17 protein-coding genes and 1 tRNA gene are annotated in these 17,865 nt (G+C 66.8%); 7 read left to right on the plus strand and 11 right to left on the minus strand.

The annotated features are described in order from the left end of the window. Positions 1-21 precede the first annotated feature (21 nt). The 3 genes from F2Q65_RS13530 to F2Q65_RS13540 are packed head-to-tail and all read right to left on the minus strand — an operon-like array spanning position 22 to position 3,879. Positions 22-1,335 (minus strand): DUF4384 domain-containing protein, encoded by a 1,314-nt coding sequence (locus tag F2Q65_RS13530; RefSeq protein ID WP_150093945.1) that lies wholly within the window; start codon positions 1,333-1,335, stop codon positions 22-24. Continuing rightward, entirely contained in the window at positions 1,332-2,930 is a 1,599-nt protein-coding gene (locus F2Q65_RS13535) for a caspase family protein (RefSeq protein WP_150093946.1), read from the minus strand. The genes F2Q65_RS13530 and F2Q65_RS13535 overlap by 4 nt, the downstream gene beginning before the upstream one ends. Positions 2,931-2,949: 19 nt before the next feature. Continuing rightward, complete coding sequence (locus tag F2Q65_RS13540) at positions 2,950-3,879, minus strand: OmpA family protein (protein ID WP_150093947.1); 930 nt, start codon at positions 3,877-3,879, stop codon at positions 2,950-2,952. A 204-nt stretch (positions 3,880-4,083) separates the two neighbouring features. Between F2Q65_RS13540 and F2Q65_RS13545 the strand changes: the two genes are divergently transcribed. The 5 genes from F2Q65_RS13545 to F2Q65_RS13565 all read left to right on the plus strand — a co-directional run bounded on the left by F2Q65_RS13545 (position 4,084) and on the right by F2Q65_RS13565 (position 11,243). Continuing rightward, positions 4,084-7,479 (plus strand): caspase family protein, encoded by a 3,396-nt coding sequence (locus F2Q65_RS13545; protein WP_150093948.1) that lies wholly within the window; start codon positions 4,084-4,086, stop codon positions 7,477-7,479. Positions 7,480-7,537: 58 nt separating this feature from the next. Next, entirely contained in the window at positions 7,538-8,170 is a 633-nt protein-coding gene (locus F2Q65_RS13550) for a tetratricopeptide repeat protein (protein ID WP_150093949.1), read from the plus strand. 5 nt (positions 8,171-8,175) lie between these two features. Beyond that, the gene (locus F2Q65_RS13555) at positions 8,176-8,838 is read left to right on the plus strand and encodes a hypothetical protein (RefSeq protein ID WP_150093950.1); all 663 of its coding nucleotides are present in this window, start codon (positions 8,176-8,178) and stop codon (positions 8,836-8,838) included. A gap of 51 nt (positions 8,839-8,889) precedes the next feature. Next, on the plus strand, positions 8,890-9,747 hold the full coding sequence (locus tag F2Q65_RS13560; protein WP_150093951.1) for a hypothetical protein: 858 nt from the start codon (positions 8,890-8,892) through the stop codon (positions 9,745-9,747). 80 nt (positions 9,748-9,827) lie between these two features. Next, positions 9,828-11,243 (plus strand): hypothetical protein, encoded by a 1,416-nt coding sequence (locus tag F2Q65_RS13565; protein WP_150093952.1) that lies wholly within the window; start codon positions 9,828-9,830, stop codon positions 11,241-11,243. Positions 11,244-11,290: 47 nt separating this feature from the next. Here F2Q65_RS13565 and F2Q65_RS13570 read toward each other — a convergent pair whose 3' ends face one another. From F2Q65_RS13570 to F2Q65_RS13580, 3 genes are all read right to left on the minus strand, one after another. Then, positions 11,291-11,485, minus strand: a complete 195-nt coding sequence (locus F2Q65_RS13570; protein ID WP_150093953.1) for a hypothetical protein — start codon at positions 11,483-11,485, stop codon at positions 11,291-11,293. 267 nt (positions 11,486-11,752) lie between these two features. Beyond that, positions 11,753-12,271, minus strand: a complete 519-nt coding sequence (locus F2Q65_RS13575; protein WP_211354038.1) for a glycine zipper domain-containing protein — start codon at positions 12,269-12,271, stop codon at positions 11,753-11,755. 226 nt (positions 12,272-12,497) lie between these two features. Then, complete coding sequence (locus F2Q65_RS13580) at positions 12,498-13,571, minus strand: quinone-dependent dihydroorotate dehydrogenase (RefSeq protein WP_425473417.1); 1,074 nt, start codon at positions 13,569-13,571, stop codon at positions 12,498-12,500. 110 nt (positions 13,572-13,681) lie between these two features. Between F2Q65_RS13580 and F2Q65_RS13585 the strand changes: the two genes are divergently transcribed. Both F2Q65_RS13585 and F2Q65_RS13590 read left to right on the plus strand, forming a co-directional pair. After that, a tRNA-Met gene (locus F2Q65_RS13585) sits at positions 13,682-13,758 on the plus strand. Between the two features lie 189 nt (positions 13,759-13,947). After that, positions 13,948-14,319: a hypothetical protein gene (locus F2Q65_RS13590; RefSeq protein WP_150093956.1), complete on the plus strand. Its 372-nt coding sequence runs from the start codon at positions 13,948-13,950 to the stop codon at positions 14,317-14,319. A 565-nt stretch (positions 14,320-14,884) separates the two neighbouring features. Here F2Q65_RS13590 and F2Q65_RS13595 read toward each other — a convergent pair. The 5 genes from F2Q65_RS13595 to F2Q65_RS13620 all read right to left on the minus strand — a co-directional run bounded on the left by F2Q65_RS13595 (position 14,885) and on the right by F2Q65_RS13620 (position 17,780). Beyond that, positions 14,885-15,148 (minus strand): hypothetical protein, encoded by a 264-nt coding sequence (locus F2Q65_RS13595; protein ID WP_150093957.1) that lies wholly within the window; start codon positions 15,146-15,148, stop codon positions 14,885-14,887. Then, on the minus strand, positions 15,117-16,292 hold the full coding sequence (locus tag F2Q65_RS13600) for a DEAD/DEAH box helicase (RefSeq protein ID WP_150093958.1): 1,176 nt from the start codon (positions 16,290-16,292) through the stop codon (positions 15,117-15,119). Before F2Q65_RS13600 ends, F2Q65_RS13595 begins: the two co-directional genes overlap by 32 nt. Continuing rightward, entirely contained in the window at positions 16,285-16,788 is a 504-nt protein-coding gene (locus F2Q65_RS13605) for a DnaB-like helicase N-terminal domain-containing protein (RefSeq protein WP_246156219.1), read from the minus strand. The genes F2Q65_RS13600 and F2Q65_RS13605 overlap by 8 nt, the downstream gene beginning before the upstream one ends. 532 nt (positions 16,789-17,320) lie before the next feature. Beyond that, positions 17,321-17,584, minus strand: coding sequence for a type II toxin-antitoxin system RelE family toxin (locus F2Q65_RS13615; RefSeq protein ID WP_150093961.1), 264 nt, complete (start codon positions 17,582-17,584; stop codon positions 17,321-17,323). Next, the gene (locus tag F2Q65_RS13620; protein ID WP_150093962.1) at positions 17,574-17,780 is read right to left on the minus strand and encodes a hypothetical protein; all 207 of its coding nucleotides are present in this window, start codon (positions 17,778-17,780) and stop codon (positions 17,574-17,576) included. The genes F2Q65_RS13615 and F2Q65_RS13620 overlap by 11 nt, the downstream gene beginning before the upstream one ends. Between the last annotated feature and the right edge of the window lie 85 nt (positions 17,781-17,865).

Consider the following 17,865-nt stretch of genomic DNA (forward strand, 5'->3'; position numbering starts at 1 on the left):
CTCGCACCCGGTACTCGGGGTTCAGTACTCGATGAGATAGTCCGCGACGGACATGGACCACGGCCGGGCGGCGTGCTGCTCGTCCAGTGACTGCTGCAGGCGGGCAAGGATCCGATCGACATCCACCGCATCGGCCTGAGCCTGTCCGATCACTGGGCCTGCCGCCGACCCGGCGGCCGGTCCTGTTGACGGACCTGCGTGCGGCCAGGCTACCTGGGCCGCGGTCAGTGTGTCCGGGTCGACTGGGAGCGTCGACAGAACGGCCACAAGATGGCCTCGGCCCGACGGCTCGGCAGCGGTGAAGCGCAGACCCGAGTATGGGTCTGGTATGACGATGGACCCGCCGGCCCGAATCTGGCCCGAGGCGCCGTCCGCCGGCGGGGCCGGCCCCAGGGGATAGACCTGTGCCACCTCGCCGAGGGCGTTGATGTCGATGACCGTCAGATAGCCTGGCGCCTGGCTGGTGATGCGTATGCGCATCTCTTCACCCAGGCGTAGATGCGGGTGGGGCAGGACGGTGATGGCCAGTCGCGCGGGATTTTGCTCGATCGGGGTCCGGCGGGTCACCGCCGTTGCCGCTGTCGTCGCCGCTGTCGTCGTCGCCACGGTGACCGGCTGCGTGGCCGATGCCGGCGCCGGAACGGGCGCCGGTGCCGGACCGGCGAGCTTGCGCGCCAGCAGGGCGATCTCGTCGGGGATGTCTTGCCGGTTGCGGGTCTTGACCTCTGCCGCCTCGCGAATGATGCCGGTGCTGGTGTCCACCAGTCGGGCGACGATGGAGATGGTCTCGCCCCACTGCAGCACGGTACCGCTGACCACGGCCTCCACGCCGTAGAGTCGGCCCGCCTCCGCCGCCAGGGTGGATTCGTCCGCGAGATAGCTGGTTTGCAGTTCCTGTTCCTCGATCACCTGCTGCAGCAGCACCCGCTCCATCAAGGTGAAGCGGTTGGTGGCCTCCAGTGCGCTGATCATCCACTCGGCGATGATGGCGCCGGCATCCGGTATGCCCAGGTTGCCGCGGATCTTGAATGCGTAGACCGCGATCCGGGGTTTTTCCGGCGCGGCCGGCTCGGCCGCGTCGCCGGTATCCCAGCCGGCATCCCGCTCGGAGTCCAGGTCCGATTCCCAGCTGCCGTCGTCCCGATCGAATTCCGTCAGGGCCTCGATGGTGACGCCACCGGCGCCGCCGGCTGCCTGCTGACCCTGGCTGACCAGCGGCAGCAGTGGCAATACTACGGCGATGAGCAAAGGGGTGAGCCCATGGGTGGCCCGGCGCGACGATGGGGCACCAGCGGCGTGCGGGTGCTTGTGAGTGTGGCAGCAGACAGGCTTCATGGCGCGGTGTACAACCCCTGCAGACCGAGTTGGCGGCGACCCTGCCGTGTGATCGCAAGCACGGCCTCTATCGCCTGCCTGGCCGCCCGCCGGCCGTCGATGGCCTTGAGGTCCGCGGCCAGTTGATCCAGTGACGCATCACTGGCCACGGCAATGATGTGATCGGCACCGAAGGGCGGCGTGACCTGGAACTCCACCCGCACCGGCCGGCCGGCCGGCAAGGTGGGCGGATCACCCGGGAAAGGGTAGTGGAAATGCACGGTCCCGTCACCCGACAGACTGAAGAACACCAGGTAGGGTAACAGGATATCGTCGATCTCGAAGGCAATGGTCCGCCCCCGGTGGTGCAGGCCGTCGTCCGGGAATACCCGCATGGACAGGCGATCACCCAGGCGTTCCAGCTTCAGCCGCTCCACCCCGCGCCAGGCATCGATCACCGACTGCAGCGCCGGCCGAGTCGGATCCAGGTCCCGGGCGAGGATGTCGCCGCGGCCGGACACGGCCTCGCGCCGGCGGATGTCAAACACCAGGTCCACCGCATCCGGGCCAGCGGCAGGCACCGTTCCGCTCAGGTCGCGCAGCAGCGCGGCGGCGGAGGCCGCGTCCGTCCCCTCGATGCGAAGCCGCGCCTGGGGCAGCGCCGTGGAGCCGGGACCGGAGCGGGCCGACGCACCCGCCAGCGGCACCACCACACGCGTGTCCGCGGCCACCGGCAACAGGTTCGGTGTCTGCCGGGAGTCGGCAATGGCGCGGACATTGGCCCGCACGAACCGGTTGAGTTCCTCCCGCGTCAGCTGGCCGTCGCTGTCGCGGTCCGCCGCCCCCTCCAGCGCGCGGGCAAAGGCCCAGCTCAGGGCGCCGCGCCGCGCGCGCCGGCCATCCACGTCGAACAGGTCCACCTCCGGCACCTGTTCGTGCTCCTGGCCGGCGGCGAGAAAGGTCAGTCCCGGCAGATCGCCAGCGTCCCGCTCGCTGGGGGCAGGCGGCATGTCCAGTTCGAGCAGGTCGTCGGACACCGAGTAGGCGGTGTAGCGGGCGGACCCCTGGCCCGCGCGCGGGTCGATGTCGCGGGTCAATGTGCCAGAGTGGCACGAGTCGGCCACGAACAGGACATCGAGCCCGCGCGCCGCGGCATCGCGAAACCACTGGTTCAGCTCGTCGTCCGGGATGCGCTCCCTGGTGCCCGCACCGTTCTCGCTGACCCCGCCCAGCAGCAGCACCTCGTCCTTGCCGTCGTCTTCGTTGCCGGCGATCCGCTCCGGCTCCTGAGTGCCGTGACCGGCAAAGCTGAAGACCAGGCGGTCGCCGGGCTGCGCCCGGTCCATCAGCGCCTGCCAGTCCGCCGTCAGCCGTTCACGGGTCGCGTCGGCGTCCAGCCGCAGCGTCAGGTCCGACACCCCCGCCCGGCGCAGCGCCGCGGCGATGTCCTGCGCATCGGCAACCGCCCCGTGCAGCGGGCTGATATGCTGATAGGCGTCGATGCCCACCACCAGCGCGCGGGTCTCCGCGGCCGCGGCCGGAGCGAACAGCCAGGCCGCCAGCAGCGCCGGCAGCAGCAGGTGTCGCAGCGGGCCGTCAGTGATGTCGTTGACCATATGCCGGCCCCCGTTTGTATCAGTGCCGTACCAGTTCGACCCGCCGGTTCAGCGCCCAGATCTGCTCCTGAGAGTAGAGCGCCGGGTCCGACAACTGGATGGGTTGCGACTCGCCGGCGCCCTCGGTGTGGATGGATCCGGCGTAGCCGGCCTGCTGCAGAAAGCGCGCCAGCGCTTCCGCCCGACGCCTGGACAGCCGCTGGTTGTCACGGTCGGAGCCGCGCTCGTCGGTGTGCCCGATCAGCGTGATCTCGGCGACCCCCTGCCCTCGTAGATAGGCCGCCAGATCGCTCGCCGCGGCCTCACCCTTGGCAGTGAAGCGGGTGGAGCCGGTCTCGAAGGTCACCGGGATCGGCACCCGCTGCACCACGAAGCCCCGCACCGACGGCAGCGCCAGACCCTCGGCGGAACCCGAGCGATGGTTCACCGGCACCGCCACATAGGCCTCGGCCAGCATGCGGCTCTCCGACGCCTTGCGAAAGATGCCCTCGATCACCGGCTCCGGCGGTGCCTGCGGGGTCACCACGGGGTCGTTGATCAGCCCCAGCGCCTCCTGGTAGGCAAGGGTGGCCGCGGCGTAGTCCTTGCGCCCGGACTCCAGGTCGCCGAGCATGGCCAGCGCCTGCCAGGTGCGCGCGCTGCTCAGGGACTGGCGCAGCAGCGGCTCCTGATCGGCCAGGTCCGCGCCGGCCGCCAGGCGGCGCTCCACCTCGCGCAGAAAGCCGTAGGCCGCCACCCGCGCGAGCTTGACCCGATAATCGTCGGCGCAGGTGGGCTCCGACGGGATCTGTGCCGCGTAGTCCGACAGGCGTTGGATATCCCCCGCCTTCGAGGCGGTCTGAACCCCCTGGGCCAGGCTGGCGCAGTCGGCCTGGCTGGGCGTCGCAACGGGCAGACAGACGAGCAACAGGCACAGGGCCGGACCCCGGCCCGAGGATGCGATGGACATTGTCGAACTCCCTTCTGTCGATATTGGCCTTGTTGTGCGGCGCCGCCGGCCACCTCGCTGGCGAAACCACCGCCGTTGCCTATAATAATAGCGTCGCGGCGTCGCACACGTCAGGCTGGTGCTTCGGGCGCTGCATTCGCATCCTGCAGATTCGACCGGCGCAACACCGGGAATCCGTGGGCTACCGCCATCAGGAGAGACTCGATGCGTCGCGCCCCGGGCATCCGCCGGACCCTCAGCACCCTGCTTGTCGTCTTCGTCTGCCTGGCGCCCCTGCACGGCCAGGCCCTGCCCACCGAGCCGATGCTGCGCCTCGAGACGGGCATGCACACCGCCCAGATCCGACGCATGGCGCTGGACACCACGGGCCGAAGCCTGGTGACGGCGTCGGACGACAAGACCCTGCGGCTGTGGTCGGTGGATGACGGTCGGCTGGTCAGGACCCTGCGCATTCCCATCGGTCCGGGCAACGAGGGGCGCCTGTACGCCGCCGCGCTGTCACCGGACGGTCGCTGGATCGCCACCGGCGGCGCCACCCAGGCCGTGACCGAGGGGCCGGGCAACTATCACATCTATGTGTTCGATGCCGCGAGCGGCGAACTGCGCCGGCATGTCGCCGGCCTGCCCAGCGTGGTCAATCACCTCTGTGTCTCGGCTGACGGACGCCATCTGGCCGCCAGCCTCGGCGCCGAGGGCATCCGCGTCTTCGCCACCGACGACTGGCGGCAGGTGGCGGCGGACAGGGACTACGGCGACGCCAGCCACTGGTGCGACTTCGACCGCGACGGCCGGCTGGTCGCCAGTTCCCTCGACGGCCAGCTGCGGCTTTACGACCAGCGATTTGAGCTGATCGCACGGCAACCGGTGGCGACGGGCAGCTTGCCCTTTGCCGTCGCCTTCTCTCCGGATGCGGCGACCATTGCCGTTGGCCTGGCTGACCAGGCCGTGGTGGCGCTGCATTCCGGCGCCAATCTGAACCCCCTGGGACAACCGGACAGCCGTGGTCTGGACAACGGCGATCTGAGCAAGGTCGCCTGGTCAGCAGACGGCCGGCGGCTGTTTGCCGGCGGACGCTTCCAGCGCCGGGGGACCTTCCCGGTGGTGGTCTGGGAGCAGGCGGGGCAGGGCAAGCGGCACTTCTGGTCCGGCACGGACAACAGCCTGACGGACCTGCGCGCCCTGCCGCAGGGCGGCCTGATCGCTGGCACCGACGACCCCGCCTGGCTGCGCTTCGACACCACGGGCCAGTTGATCCGGCAGCGACACCCGGTGGCGCCAGACATGCGCGACAAGCTGGGTGAGCACTTTCGGCTGTCCGCCGATGGCCGGCGGGTGGTCGTCGGGCTGGGCTACGGCGGCGAGCGCTCCATCCTGTTCGACCTGGACAGTCGGCGCCTGTTCGAGGGCGACATCAACGAGACCTGGCTGCTGCAGCAGGAACTGGACGAGGCCGGCTTCGACCCCGGCGCCATCGACGGGCAGATGGGACCGAACACCCGCCAGGCGCTGTCCGACTGGCGCCGTCAGCAGGGCCTCGGCCCCGGTGGTCTGGATGCGGCAGCCAGGGTGGGTCTGGGCATCACCCCGCTGGCGCCGCCGCTGACCCGGGCCGCCGGCCTGAACGTGACGCAATGGAAGAACAGCCAGCATCCGCGGCTAAACGGCAAGCCGTTGCCGCTGGCCCCCTATGAGACCGCGCGCGCGCTGGCCATCGGCCCCGATGGACACGCAGGCGACAGGGGGCTGTTGCTGGGCACCGCCTGGTATCTGCGTCGTTTCGACCAGGCCGGCAACCTGCTCTGGCAAGTGCCCACCCCGGACACCGTCTGGGGGGTGAACATCAGCGCCGACGGACGGCTGGCGGTGGCGGCGCTGGGCGACGGCACCCTGCGCTGGTATCGCTATGCCGATGGTGTGGAACTGCTGTCGCTGTTCGTGCACACCGGTACCCTGGAATGGGTGCTCTGGACCCCCAACGGCTACTACGACGCCAGCCCGGGCGGCGACCGGCTGGTGGGCTGGCACCTGAACCGCGCCGAGCGTGCAGACGGCCTGGCGGTGCAGCATGTGGTCCCCGGCTCCGCCGCCGAGGCGGCCGGCCTGCTCGCCGGCGACCTGATCGAATCCATCGACGGGGTCGCCATCGTCAGCAAGGCGGACCTGGTGGCCGCCATCCGGCAGAAGCCGGCCGGACAGTCGCTGCGCTTCAACATCGTCCGCGGCGACGACTACCTGTATCTGGATGTCCTGCCGCAGCGTCCCGATCCCAACGGCCCGCCCAGGCTGGGCACCGTGGTCGGCGCCGCCCTGGCGCGGGCCAATGCCTCGGATTTCTATCCCGTGAACAGCTTCCGCGAGCGCTTCTACCGCCCGCAGGTGGTCACCGGCATGCTCGATACCCTGGACGAGGGGCAGGCCATCGCCCAGGCCGCCCGGCGCGGCGAGCGGGTCCAGGCGGAGCAGACCGTGGCCAAGTCCCTGCCGCCGCTGATCACCATCCTGAGCCCGGGCGACGGGGAGCGCTTCAGCCAGGCGCAGACGCGGGTGCGCTACCGCGTGAAGAGCCCCGGCGGAGAGCCGGTGCAGCAGATCCAGGTCCTGGTGGACGGCCGGCCGCTGAGCACCCAGCGCGGGCTGCAGCGGATCGTTCAGCCGACAGACTCGACACCGTCCGCCGGAGCGGACACAGGCGCGTCGCAGACGGCGTCGTCAGACCTGGCGCTGGGGCAGGAGGGCGTGCTGGAGCTCGACCTGCCGCTGCGCGACCTGAGCCTGACATTGGTGGCGGAAAATCGCTTCGGCGCCTCGCCGCCGGACACGGTCAATCTGCGCTGGGAGGGGGGCCAGACGGAGGGATTCGTCATTCAGCCCAAGCTCTATGCCCTGGTCGCCGGCGTCTCCGATTACCGCAACGACGCGCTGGATCTGCAGTTCGCCTACAAGGATGCCGAGGATTTCGCCACCGCCTTGAAGGCCCAGTCTGGTGGTCTGTACCGCGATGTGGTGGTCCGCGTGCTCGAGAACCCGGACAGCGACGGCCTGCTGGACGGCCTCGACTGGTTGCGTGACGAGGTCACCAGCCATGACGTGGCGGTGCTGTTCATCTCCGGTCACGGGGTGAACGACCCGGACGGCAACTACTACTACCTGACGCAGGAGGCGGACACGGAGCGCCTGAGCCGGACCGCCGTCCCCTATTTCCATGTCCAGCAGACCCTGTCCGCGTTGCCGGGCAAGGTGCTCGCCTTCATCGATACCTGCCATTCCGGCAACATCATGGGCGCCCGGCGCAGCGTGGCCAACATCACGCCGATCATCAATGACCTGGCCTCGGCGGAGAACGGCGTGGTGGTGTTTGCCAGCTCCACAGGCAATCAGTATTCGCTAGAGAACCCGGAGTGGGGGAATGGCGCCTTTACCAAGGCCCTGGTGGAGGGCATCAACGGCAAGGCGGACTATACTCATGACGGCAAGATCACCATCAACCAGCTGGACCTCTACCTGAGCGAACGGGTCAAGGAGCTGACCGGCAACAAGCAGACACCCACCACCACCAAGCCCCAGACCGTTTCGGACTTCCCCATCGCCGTGCTGCGATGACCCATGCCGCCCTGCCATCGCATCGGCCAACCGTGCACACGACACAGGAGCAAACACAATGAGAATCCGACTGTTACTGATCGCGCTCTTTGCCGGCCTGGTGTTGGCCGGTTGTCAGACCATGCCCGCGGGCGGCGGCACTGCGACGGATTACTACGAACGCGGCCGCAGCGCCTACACCGCCGGCAACTACAGCCAGGCCATCGCCGAGTTCCAGCAGGCCACGCGACTGGACCCACGGTTCGCCGACGCCTATTTCGGGCTTGGTCAGGCCTATGAGGCCACCAACCAAGATCGGCAGGCACTCAGTGCCTATCTGAGCGCCATCCGTATTCAGCCCAGCCATGGCGAGGCTCAGGCCAGGGCCGGCATCATCTACTTCAGACAGCGCCAGTACGGGCCGGCGGAAACCCATCTGCTGAGGGCCACCACCCATGCCCCGGCCGATCCGCTGCCGTTCTACTACCTGGGCGAGATCTACCGCATGCAGGGCAAGTGCCAACCCAGCGTGAAGATGTTCCGCAAGGCCCTGGCCCTGGATCCGAACCTGCTGGATGCCAAGGACGGCCTGCGTCGGGCCCAACGGGAGATCTGCGGCGGCTCCGGGGCCAGCAGCAAGCCGAAGCCCAAGTATGAGAAGGCGTCGGAATTCACCGGCGGCGGACGGGCGCTGACCCCAGACGAGTGGTGAGCGGCATGCGCACCTTGCCCTTCGGGCTCCTGCTCGGCACGCTGCTGGCGGCAACACCCGCCGCCGTGCTGAGCGGCAACAAGGCGCTGATGGAGGCCAATGCTCAGGCGTTGATCGAAATCAACGAGGCCGTCCTGGAGCAACTCCAGGTGGGAGATCAGGACGGGCAGTATCGGCTGCTGGCCCGGGTGGTCGAGCGTGAAGGCGAGCGGGTGATCCGGGTGGAGCGCCTGGAGCGCAGCGACGTTGCTGCCGAGCCAATCCTTTCGCCAATCCCTGCGCCAACGCTTGCCCCAGCGCCTGTGCCAACGCCCGTGCCGACTTCCTCACCAGCGCTCGCGCCAGCCGCTCCGGTCCTGGACCCGGACCCAGACCCAGCCTCTGCGGCTGTCCCTGTCTCATCGTCGGCGCCTTCCGGCGGTGCCACCGTCCGTTATGGCCCGATCCCGGACTACAGCAGCGGTGCCTTCCACAACGGCACGGGTCGTGGCGTGAGAGCCGCAGCCCTGCCCATTCCTGACAGCGTCGGCGAGCAGCGGCGTCTGCAGGTCCTGTTCGATGCCCACCCGGACCTGCAACTGATCGAACTGACCCCGGAGGAGATCCGGCAAATCCCCAAGGCCGGTGCCATCGCCCCCGGCGGTGGCGCGGCGCTGCTGTTCTGGTAGCCCGGGGCAATGCAGAGGCAACGCAGAGGCAACAACCGAGAGGAGAACACCATGAATCACCGATACGTCCGTCTGGCAGGCCTGGTCGCGTTGGCCATGCTGCTTGCTTCCCAGACCGCCGTCGCTGGCAACAAGAAACTCATGACCGTCAATGCCGCCAAGCTGGTGGCCGAGCGGGCCATCGTCGAGAGCGTCATCGGCATCAAGGTCCGCAGCCGCGAGCAGGTGGACAATCTGGTGGCCGAGGGGGTGTCGGTGGATGCCAAGACGGCCGCATCCATCAAGGGCATCGAGTTCACCGACATCATCTACGATCCGGAAAAGGACATCGCCCAGGCGGAGGCCTCCATCAGGCTCGGGCGCGTCAGCAACATCGTCGGCAGGAACATCGACTTCGGCGGCCAGACCATCCGCCGGGTCGGCTTCGCCACCTCCACGCCGGCCATGGCGGGGCCGCTGCAGGCACTGCGGGCGGCGGAACTGGACGCCTACAAGCAGCTGGCGAAGATCGTCGTCGGCTTCAAGCTGGACAGCCGCAGTTCGGTGCGTGATTACATCCTGGAGTCCGATTCCGTCCGGGCGCGCATGATGGCGGCCATCTATGGCGCGGAACTCGTCGGCTACCGCTGGGACGAAGACGGTAACGCTTACGTGAACATGCGTCTGCGCTTCGGCGCCGTGCAGGACGTGCTCAAGCAGCGGATCCTGTATGACAACGAGGTCATCGAGGTGGAGGGCGTCGGCGCCCAGATCGACGACTTCAATGCACCCGTGGAAGGCTTCGGCGCCGGCGAGTTCAAGGGTCGCGCGGCCATCCGCGAGGGTGTCATCGATGTGCCCGTGGGCATGCCCCCGATGGGAGTCCGTCCGGCGGAAGTCCCGCCAGGTGGCGGCGCCGACCTGCATTGATCAAAACGATGCCGACCCGACCGGTCAGGGATGACCGCGTCGTCGCCGGCTTGGAAGATCCAGTTTCGAGGGTGAGGACCATGGGTACAACCGCCGCCAACCGCCTGCTGCGCTGCGTCGTTCTGGCGCTGGGGCTCTGCAGCCTCAGCGCCGGCGCCGCCGAGACCATGACGGTGACCGCCGAGGGGCTGGCGGATCCCAACGCCGAGACCTACCAGCGCGACAAGGGCCTGCTGATCGACGATCTGCGGGCGGATGCGCGGCGCCAGGTGCTGGAAAAGGCGGTGGGCGCCTTCGTCGAGAGCGACACCCTGGTGGAGAACTATGTCCTGCTCGAAGACCGGGTCTTCAGCCGCTCCTCCGGCCTGATCAAGCGCGTGATCAAGGAGAGCAGCCCCTGGCTCGGCGAGGACGGCTTCATGCACATGCTGATGCGTGCCGAGGTGTACATCACCGGTGTCGAGGACGCCCTGCGGGAGATGTCGCGTTCCTCGCGCATCGGCTATATCCGGGAGTACGGCGATCCCAAGATCTCGGTGGCGGTCTTCGCGCAGGATGCGGAACGCGGCAGCTGGGAGAGTCGCTCCGAGATCGCCGAGAACATCCTCAAGCAGCATATTTCCGACTTCGGCTACCGCGTATGGTCCGAAGAGACCACCGAGACGCTCAAGTCGGAGATGATGGAGTCATCCACCCTGGACAATCGCGTCGAGACCACGGTCTCGGTGTCCCACCTCAAGTCGTCGGATTTCTCCATCCAGGGGCGGGTCAAGTTCGATGTGCGCAGCGTCACACTGCGGGCCTCGGGCATCACCGTGAAGAAACATGTCATCACCTCCTGGACCGTCAAGTGCGTCGACAACCACACCGGCGAGGAGATCTACTTCAACAACAAGGTGCCCCGCCGCAACAGCTGGGCCACCGAGGACGAGGCGCTGCAGGACATCGGTCGGCTGATCGGCTCGGAATTCTCCAAGGACTTTTTCGAGCAGCACCTGATGCGTCCCAGCAAGATCTACGCGCTGCATGTGGCCGGTCTGCCCAGCTACGACATCGGCGTGCTGTTCAAGAAGGAACTCATCGGCCTGCGGCCGGTGCTGCAGGTGGATTTCCGCAGCTACACCACCAACGGCATCTCGATCTACGAGGTGGACTTTGCCGGCGATGACAACAACTTTGCGCAGCTGGTCAATAGCGTCATCATCAAGCCGCTGAATGCCAAGTTCGGCGATGAGGCATTTCGCCTGGATTCGGTGGAGCGCGGCGTGGTGCGCGTCTCCTTCCATAGCACCGCCGACCCCGCCGACCTCATCGCGCAGTTCAACCAGGGTCCGCCCGCCGCGCTGGCATCCGCGACACCCGAACGCCTGCGCCACATTGCCCGGGACGACAGCACGCTCGACAAGCTCCAGGCCATCAACCCGCAGGCCGTCGCCGTGCTGCGCGGCGGCAGCGCGCCGCAATCCGAGGCCTTTCAGCAGATCAGCGACTTCTGACGACGTTTCCTAGGGAGGCGCTGATTTATTGGCCATCCTGACCAAAATCAGCACGCGATTCGAAAACGCGGTTTCCGAATCGCTTCATTTTCAGCGGCTTGCGCCGCTAAAAATGGCGGGGCTTCCTGCCCCGCACGGGAAATGCTGATCTGTTCAGCATTTAGCCCCTTGTCGTGCGTCGGTTTTGAGTCCGTCGTGACGCATCCAACGACCGTTAGCCTGGCCAGGCCGGTCTTGATCATCGTTCCGTGCCACCTCCCGAAGCGGAGCATATAACACGTAGGGTGGACAAGCGCAGCGCCGTCCACCAGCGCCAGCACGGGGTTTGGTGGACGGCGCTGCGCTTGTCCACCGGCTACCGGCCGGCGCGATGATCAAGGCCGCCAGGCCGATGCTGGCCGCGGTAAGCATCATCCGCATCTGCACTGCTCCCTGGGCCGGGCGTCGCGGATGCCCGGCCGGTTTCAATCGACAACAAGTGAGCGTCTATGCCCGGCGTCGCGCCGCGATCAGACCGCCTCGCTCCAGCCGGAGGACGTTTTGCACGCGGTGACCTGCCCCTGGTAACGCTGGCCGTCCTTGTTGGCGACCTGATCCACGTTACGACACTGCTGCCCGGAGGCGTTGGTGAAGACCTCGCCGGCCACCACGTAGCCGGTGGTGGGCTCGGCCTTGGTTGTGCTGCCCGAGGTCGTTGTCTTGGCCGGTTTTGCCGGCGCCTTCCAGGCAACCTTCTTGTTCGGCTCCGCCTCCAGCGCCCGCTTGGTCGCGGCCGCCATGGCCTTGCGCTCCTGCTCATCCAGCGCGGCCCCGATGGCGTTGCCGATCAGGCCGCCGGCCATGCCGCCAATCAGCGCCCCCACCCAGGCATTCTGTCCCGAGTTGTCCGCGATCAGCGCACCCAGCGCAGCGCCGGCCGTTGCCCCCACCGCCGTGCCGGTGGCCTGCTTCGAGTCGCCCGTGGTCACGCAGCCCGCCAGGCCGATGGTGATCAGTACGGTCAACGCCAGTGTCTTGAACTTTGCCACGGTCATGTCCTCTACCTTGATAACCTCTAGATCGCATCGGGCCCGACTGCATGTCGACACCATGAAAAGAGTAGTCGACCAGCCCGTGGATGACTAGCCCGACTCATACGGGGACGGTATATGTGTTAGCCCTGTTTTGGCTGAGCTGGGGATCGTAAGTAGAACAGCGCCGGCTTAAATTCGCCAAAACCAACCCCCTGTTTGCAAGGGGCATGACGCGGATGTGCTATTCCAGAGTCGCCGGCAGCAGGTCATGGGGGATCTCCCGCAACAACCGCCTTACCAGGCCCGGGCCGCCGTAGATCAGGCCGGTGTAGACCTGCACCAGATCGGCCCCAGACTCGAGCTTCGCCACGGCGCCCGCCGGGTCCATGACGCCGCCGACGCCGACCAGCACCGGGCTGGGCCCGATGGCGTTGCGAATCAGGCGCAACATCTCTGTGCTGCGTTCGAATATCGGCTGGCCGGACAGGCCGCCGCTCATGCCGGTGGTGTCGCTTTGCAGACCGTCGAAACAGGTGCTGGTATTGGTCAGGACCAGACCATCGGCGCCGGCGTCCAGCGCCGCCAGGGCGCACTCCACGGCATCCGATTCGTTAAGATCCGGTGCCAGTTTCAGCAGCACGGGCCTGGGTCTGGGCAGCCGCTGGTTGGGTTCCTGCACGGCGTCCATCAGGGCCTTCACCTGCTCTACCGTCTGCAGGTCTCGCAGGCCGGGGGTGTTGGGGCTGGAGATGTTGACGACCACATAGTCCGCGAAGGGCGCAAGCCGCTGGAAACTGCGGCGATAGTCATCCGCCGCCTGTTCCGGGGGCGTGACCTTGGACTTGCCGATGTTGACCCCAAGCGGGATCTGCAGCACGTCCCGTTCGCGCAACCGCTGCAGACGCTGTGCCACCACATCCGCGCCGCTGTTGTTGAAACCCATGCGGTTGATCAGCGCGGCGTCTGCTGGCAGCCGGAACAGGCGTGGCCTGGGGTTGCCCGGCTGCGGCAGCGCGGTGACCGTGCCGATCTCAACGAAGCCGAAGCCAAGGCGCTGCCACAGGGGTACCGCCTCGGCGTCCTTGTCCAGCCCTGCCGCGAGCCCGATGGGGTTGGGGAATTCGAGTCCGATCGGCCTCAGGGTCTTGCGGTAGATGGAATCGCGGGCGATATCCTGCGCACCGAGCCGCCCCGATGCCACCGCTGACCAACGCCGGGCCAGCCCCAGGGTCAGGCGATGGGCCGTCTCTGCATCCAGCTGGAACAGCAGCGGGCGGAGCAACCGCCACAGGCCTGTAACCGGCAGGTCGTTCATGAACATTGCCTCCGCGCGAACCGCGCCCCGTAGGACCACTGGCAGACTCCCGATGTGTCGTTGGTGCTTGACGCCACCGCGGTGCGAGGGTACCATTCTCGATCTTGTTTGGCTACGTAGCTCAGTTGGTTAGAGCGCGGCACTCATAATGCCGATGTCGCTAGTTCGAATCTAGCCGTAGCCACCAAAAAAAGCAGACAAAACAGCCGCTTATCAGCGGCTTTTTTTATGCCTGAATGGCGTGCTTGCGCGTCGCGCTCTTGCGGTCAGCTCACGGTCAGCAGATTTTTCGGTCAGGGCCAGGCTCGCCACCTTCCCCGTTACTGGATAACGGTCTATCCTTGTCGTTACCCAGTAACGAATGAGGGCGGGCACCATGGCCTTGAGCAACGCTGAACGGCAGCGCCGGTATCGGGAACGGATGCGCGAGATCGACACGGACGACACGCCACAGGTGAAACTGAACGCCGTGGTGGATGTCTCCACCAAGGCGCGGCTCAAACGGATGGCGGTCTATTGGGGGATCACGCAACGGGCGGCGCTGGAGCGGATCATCGGTGAAGCCGAGCGGGCAGTGGTCGATGCCCTGCCGCACCGGGACCAGCCGAAATACTACGATGGTGCGTTACGGGGTAACGGAGCAGAGGCAGGTCAGGCCGGGGGCGACCTGCGTACCAGCGCCCTTTACGAGGTCCGGGGCGATGACATCGAGCGCGTCACGGAGTTCTACTTCCGGGACCGGCGTTAGGATTCGGCCCTCACCACCTCACCGCCAGCCAGCTTGAGGCCGACTGAGGCGCGGCCTGCTGGTGTCGGTGAAGGGCACGCGCGCGGGCGGCGGGGTCTTGCGGCACGCGCTCAAGTCCCGCTTGACCTGTCCAGCGGTAGATGGACGCAGTGTATCTGTGCACAGGGCCGGATCGCGTCTCCTTGCCGGCTCGCTCCAGGTCGCCAGCAGCGACGGCAATGCCGATAGCTGGGCGAACGCATCGCTCTGGCACCGCGAGCATGTGCGCTATGTCGTGGGTGGCGAAAGCCGAATCGCGGTAGTGGGTGCGCACGATGTGCAGCACGTCCTCTCTTGTCACCATACGGCCTTATGACGGACTTTCAGGTGAAGGATATCCCCCGGCCTTGCGACCGGGGTGGGGTGGCGGCAGTTAGCCCAACAGGACTCGGCGCGGCGGCTTCACGGGGCGGAAGGTTGCGGTATCAATTCGCGGAGTCGGCGGGAGCTTCGGGCGCTTGTTCTGCTGGGCTGGCTGCGCCTTCGGTTGGGTGGCGGGACGGCGGCTTTTCATGACGGTCTACCTCTAAGCGGCGCGGGACGCATATTGCACGGCGAACAGATGCTCGACAAAGCCCCTGTCTTGCGGCTCGTAGCGGCGACTGCCGTGCGCGTGCATGACATCGGCGGTGGCGGACAGGGAGCGTTCGAGTATGTTCGCCGCGGACTGCATTCCGGCCTGCACCGTGCGTGCGCTCTCACCATCCCACCGACGCTGGGCGAGGCTATATGCCTCTCGTGCAGCGGTGTGCTCCAGTTCAGCGGCAGCGAGAACCTGCTTGGCGTCCATGCGGGCGCCTTCCCGCCACCTCCTCGATTTCTCGGCGCTGCACCGGGTAGATGAATCCGCACTCCGGGCACTCCGGCGCTGGACTATGCACCGCACCGCACTGGTCACACTGGCGAACGGGCGCAGCAGGCTCCCCCTCGGTCTGCCGGGTGCGCTTCGGTGCGTCGAGCGCCCAATCGCGCGGAGTCTCAAGCAATCCGTGCCGGGCGCTGTTGCCGACGTGATCCAGGATGATGGTGCGCTCCTTGCCGGGAAATGGGCGCAGTGCTCGCCCGCCCTGCTGGAGATACAGGGCCAGGCTTTGCGTCGGCCTGAGCAGGATCGCGGCGCCAACGATGGGGATGTCCGTCCCTTCTGAGATGATCTCGCAGCTCGTAAGCACATTCAGCTTGCCGGCGCCCAGGTCGGCAATGCGTGCGGCGCGGGATTCGGGATCGAGCGTGCCGTCGATACTGGCGGCCTGATACCCGGCGCGGCGGAATGTCTCGGCCACGTGCTCGGCATGGGCGACGCTGACTTTCGCGTAGTCCCCGCCAACGGTGCGGATGCCGGACAGATCCAGCGCAATCCTTGGCGCGAAGGTGGTGGGGCGCGACAAATAGCAAAGCTCGATCAGTTCCGCCACGCTGGGGCCGAGGATCATGGCGTCAAAGAATCCGCCGGCGTTGACACCCAGCCCCCGCCCGTCCAGCCGTTGCGGTGTGGCGGTGACACCCAGCACGCGGGCCGACGGGAAGGCGGCGAGAACCCGCCCGTGCCCGGTGGTGGAAACCGCATGATGCGCCTCGTCCACAACGATCAGATCCGGCGCCCAGCTCATGCGCTCAAGGCGGCGCACAAGGGTCTGCACGCTTGCCACCTGCACCAGGGCGTCCGTCTCTGGCTCCCCGGCGGCAATGCGCCCGTGCGGCACCCCAAAGGCGTCCAGCGTTGCGCTGGTCTGGCTCAGCAGCTCACGGCGGTGGACCAGGATCAGCGTGCGGTTGCCCTTGGCGCTGGCGTTAGCAGCGATGAAGCAGAAAGTGATGGTCTTGCCGGACCCGGTGGGCGCCACCAGCAGCGGCGCGCGGTGGCCCTTGGCATAGGCGCGACGGACCTCGTGGAGCATCCCGGCCTGATAGTCGCGCAGGATGATCTCAGGCATGGGCCGCCTCCGGGGGGCGACTGTACGCCACGCCAGATCCACGTCGGGCCTTGAGCAGGGCGCCGGTGCCCAGCAGCTCCACGATGACTCCTCCGGCCTGCTCGCTGCCGATGCCCAGCACCTCGGTCAGACGCTGCCCCAGGGCGCGGAGACGAGCCGCACGGGCGGCTGCGCGGATCGCCTCGGCATATCGCCCGCAATTGGCTGCGGTGGCGCCCTCGGTGGCGAGTTCTGCCAGCAGGTCATGCTGCGGATCGCGGAGGCGCCCGATGACGGCGGCGAACTCGGGCAGCTCCCTGGCGCGATGGCAGGCAATCATCGCGGACCAGGTTTCCGACAAGTAAGGGTCGCTAATGTCATGCGGGTCGAGCGCGTCCGCGTATTGGCCGATGCACGCTGGCTCAGCAAAGATGCCCGCCAAAAATGCGCGCTCAGTGGTATAGGTCGTGCGGTGGTGCCCCGTGGCGCCGGGGCGTGCTGATGAGTTAATATCCATGTCGATCACCCGCTCTAGTGGTCACGTCGATGTCCTGTCCCCGCGCCCTGCCCGGATCGCTCCCGGTCAGGGCGCAGTCAATTGCGGGGTCCATTAGGCCGCCCGCCGCGCATCGGACTGGGCCTGCTGGCGCTCGATCCATGCCTGCTCGTCAGTGTCCAAGATCCGCAGTTGCCCAGCGATCTTGATTGCACGCGGCATCAGATCGCGGCGCCGATAGAAGGTGGCCTCGGATATGCGGTGACGGGCACAAAAATGCTCGACACTATCGGATGTCGGCCTGGGTGTCGGTGTCATATTTCTATACCTCCGCATCAGTGCCAGCGGGTGCTAGCAATGCATGCCTGATGCGATAGCGCTAGTTGACACTACACTCCTGAGCGAATGAAACCGACGCAATTAGCGAATCAATAGATTCGCATTGATTCGCTTTTTCGCGGGCATAAAAAAAGCCGCCAGTGCGGCGGCTTGGTGTGGTATCGGTTGGGGCGATTGCAGCTTGCGCCGCTGTCGCGCCTTCCTGATTCTGGCGTCAGCGCTTGCGGTAGACCTTGCTCCGATGGCCGACCTTGACCACAAGAATCAGTAGACGCTGATCCTGAATCTGGTAGATGGCACGATAGTCACCGCTGCGGATGCGGTATAGGCGATCCTCTCCAGGCAGTTTGACGACACCAGCGGGGCGCGGATCGTCGGAAAGCGCCTCAATGGCATCGCTCAGTTGGAGCTTCACCGATCTGGATAGCCTGTCGAATTGGCGCTTGGCCGCCTTGGTGAAAACGACGTTATAAGCCATGTTCGGCCTTCACGGCTTCCCACGGGATGATGTCCTCTTCGCCGCGCTCGATCTGGGCCAGCGCATCGCGGGCATCCTCCAGGTCTTGCAAATCTTCAAGACGCTCCATCAGGGATTCATATTCAGCGATCGGCAGCACGACAGATAGCCGCTCGCCGTCCGGATCGGTCAGGAATTGCGGGTGTAGCTCGGTCATTCTGGAACCTCGTCTGGGCGTCTCGGTGGCTATAGGGCTTTCGCTTTTTGCCTTTGGTTTCGGATTGTCGCGGCTATGCTGGCGG

Source organism: Thiohalocapsa marina, assembly GCF_008632335.1.
Taxonomy (GTDB): Bacteria; Pseudomonadota; Gammaproteobacteria; order Chromatiales; family Chromatiaceae; genus Thiohalocapsa; species Thiohalocapsa marina.

What these genes read in the sequence shown, in the direction of transcription:
- F2Q65_RS13595 (WP_150093957.1), bottom strand. Translation starts at nt 15,148, where the DNA reads ATGGACGCCAAGCAGGTTCTCGCTGCCGCTGAACTGGAGCACACCGCT.
- F2Q65_RS13590 (WP_150093956.1), top strand. Translation starts at nt 13,948, where the DNA reads ATGGCCTTGAGCAACGCTGAACGGCAGCGCCGGTATCGGGAACGGATG.
- F2Q65_RS13560 (WP_150093951.1), top strand. Translation starts at nt 8,890, where the DNA reads ATGAATCACCGATACGTCCGTCTGGCAGGCCTGGTCGCGTTGGCCATG.
- F2Q65_RS13555 (WP_150093950.1), top strand. Translation starts at nt 8,176, where the DNA reads ATGCGCACCTTGCCCTTCGGGCTCCTGCTCGGCACGCTGCTGGCGGCA.
- F2Q65_RS13615 (WP_150093961.1), bottom strand. Translation starts at nt 17,584, where the DNA reads ATGGCTTATAACGTCGTTTTCACCAAGGCGGCCAAGCGCCAATTCGAC.
- F2Q65_RS13580 (WP_425473417.1), bottom strand. Translation starts at nt 13,571, where the DNA reads ATGAACGACCTGCCGGTTACAGGCCTGTGGCGGTTGCTCCGCCCGCTG.
- F2Q65_RS13550 (WP_150093949.1), top strand. Translation starts at nt 7,538, where the DNA reads ATGAGAATCCGACTGTTACTGATCGCGCTCTTTGCCGGCCTGGTGTTG.
- F2Q65_RS13570 (WP_150093953.1), bottom strand. Translation starts at nt 11,485, where the DNA reads ATGATCAAGACCGGCCTGGCCAGGCTAACGGTCGTTGGATGCGTCACG.
- F2Q65_RS13600 (WP_150093958.1), bottom strand. Translation starts at nt 16,292, where the DNA reads ATGCCTGAGATCATCCTGCGCGACTATCAGGCCGGGATGCTCCACGAG.
- F2Q65_RS13540 (WP_150093947.1), bottom strand. Translation starts at nt 3,879, where the DNA reads ATGTCCATCGCATCCTCGGGCCGGGGTCCGGCCCTGTGCCTGTTGCTC.
- F2Q65_RS13545 (WP_150093948.1), top strand. Translation starts at nt 4,084, where the DNA reads ATGCGTCGCGCCCCGGGCATCCGCCGGACCCTCAGCACCCTGCTTGTC.
- F2Q65_RS13620 (WP_150093962.1), bottom strand. Translation starts at nt 17,780, where the DNA reads ATGACCGAGCTACACCCGCAATTCCTGACCGATCCGGACGGCGAGCGG.
- F2Q65_RS13530 (WP_150093945.1), bottom strand. Translation starts at nt 1,335, where the DNA reads ATGAAGCCTGTCTGCTGCCACACTCACAAGCACCCGCACGCCGCTGGT.
- F2Q65_RS13605 (WP_246156219.1), bottom strand. Translation starts at nt 16,788, where the DNA reads ATGGATATTAACTCATCAGCACGCCCCGGCGCCACGGGGCACCACCGC.
- F2Q65_RS13565 (WP_150093952.1), top strand. Translation starts at nt 9,828, where the DNA reads ATGGGTACAACCGCCGCCAACCGCCTGCTGCGCTGCGTCGTTCTGGCG.
- F2Q65_RS13535 (WP_150093946.1), bottom strand. Translation starts at nt 2,930, where the DNA reads ATGGTCAACGACATCACTGACGGCCCGCTGCGACACCTGCTGCTGCCG.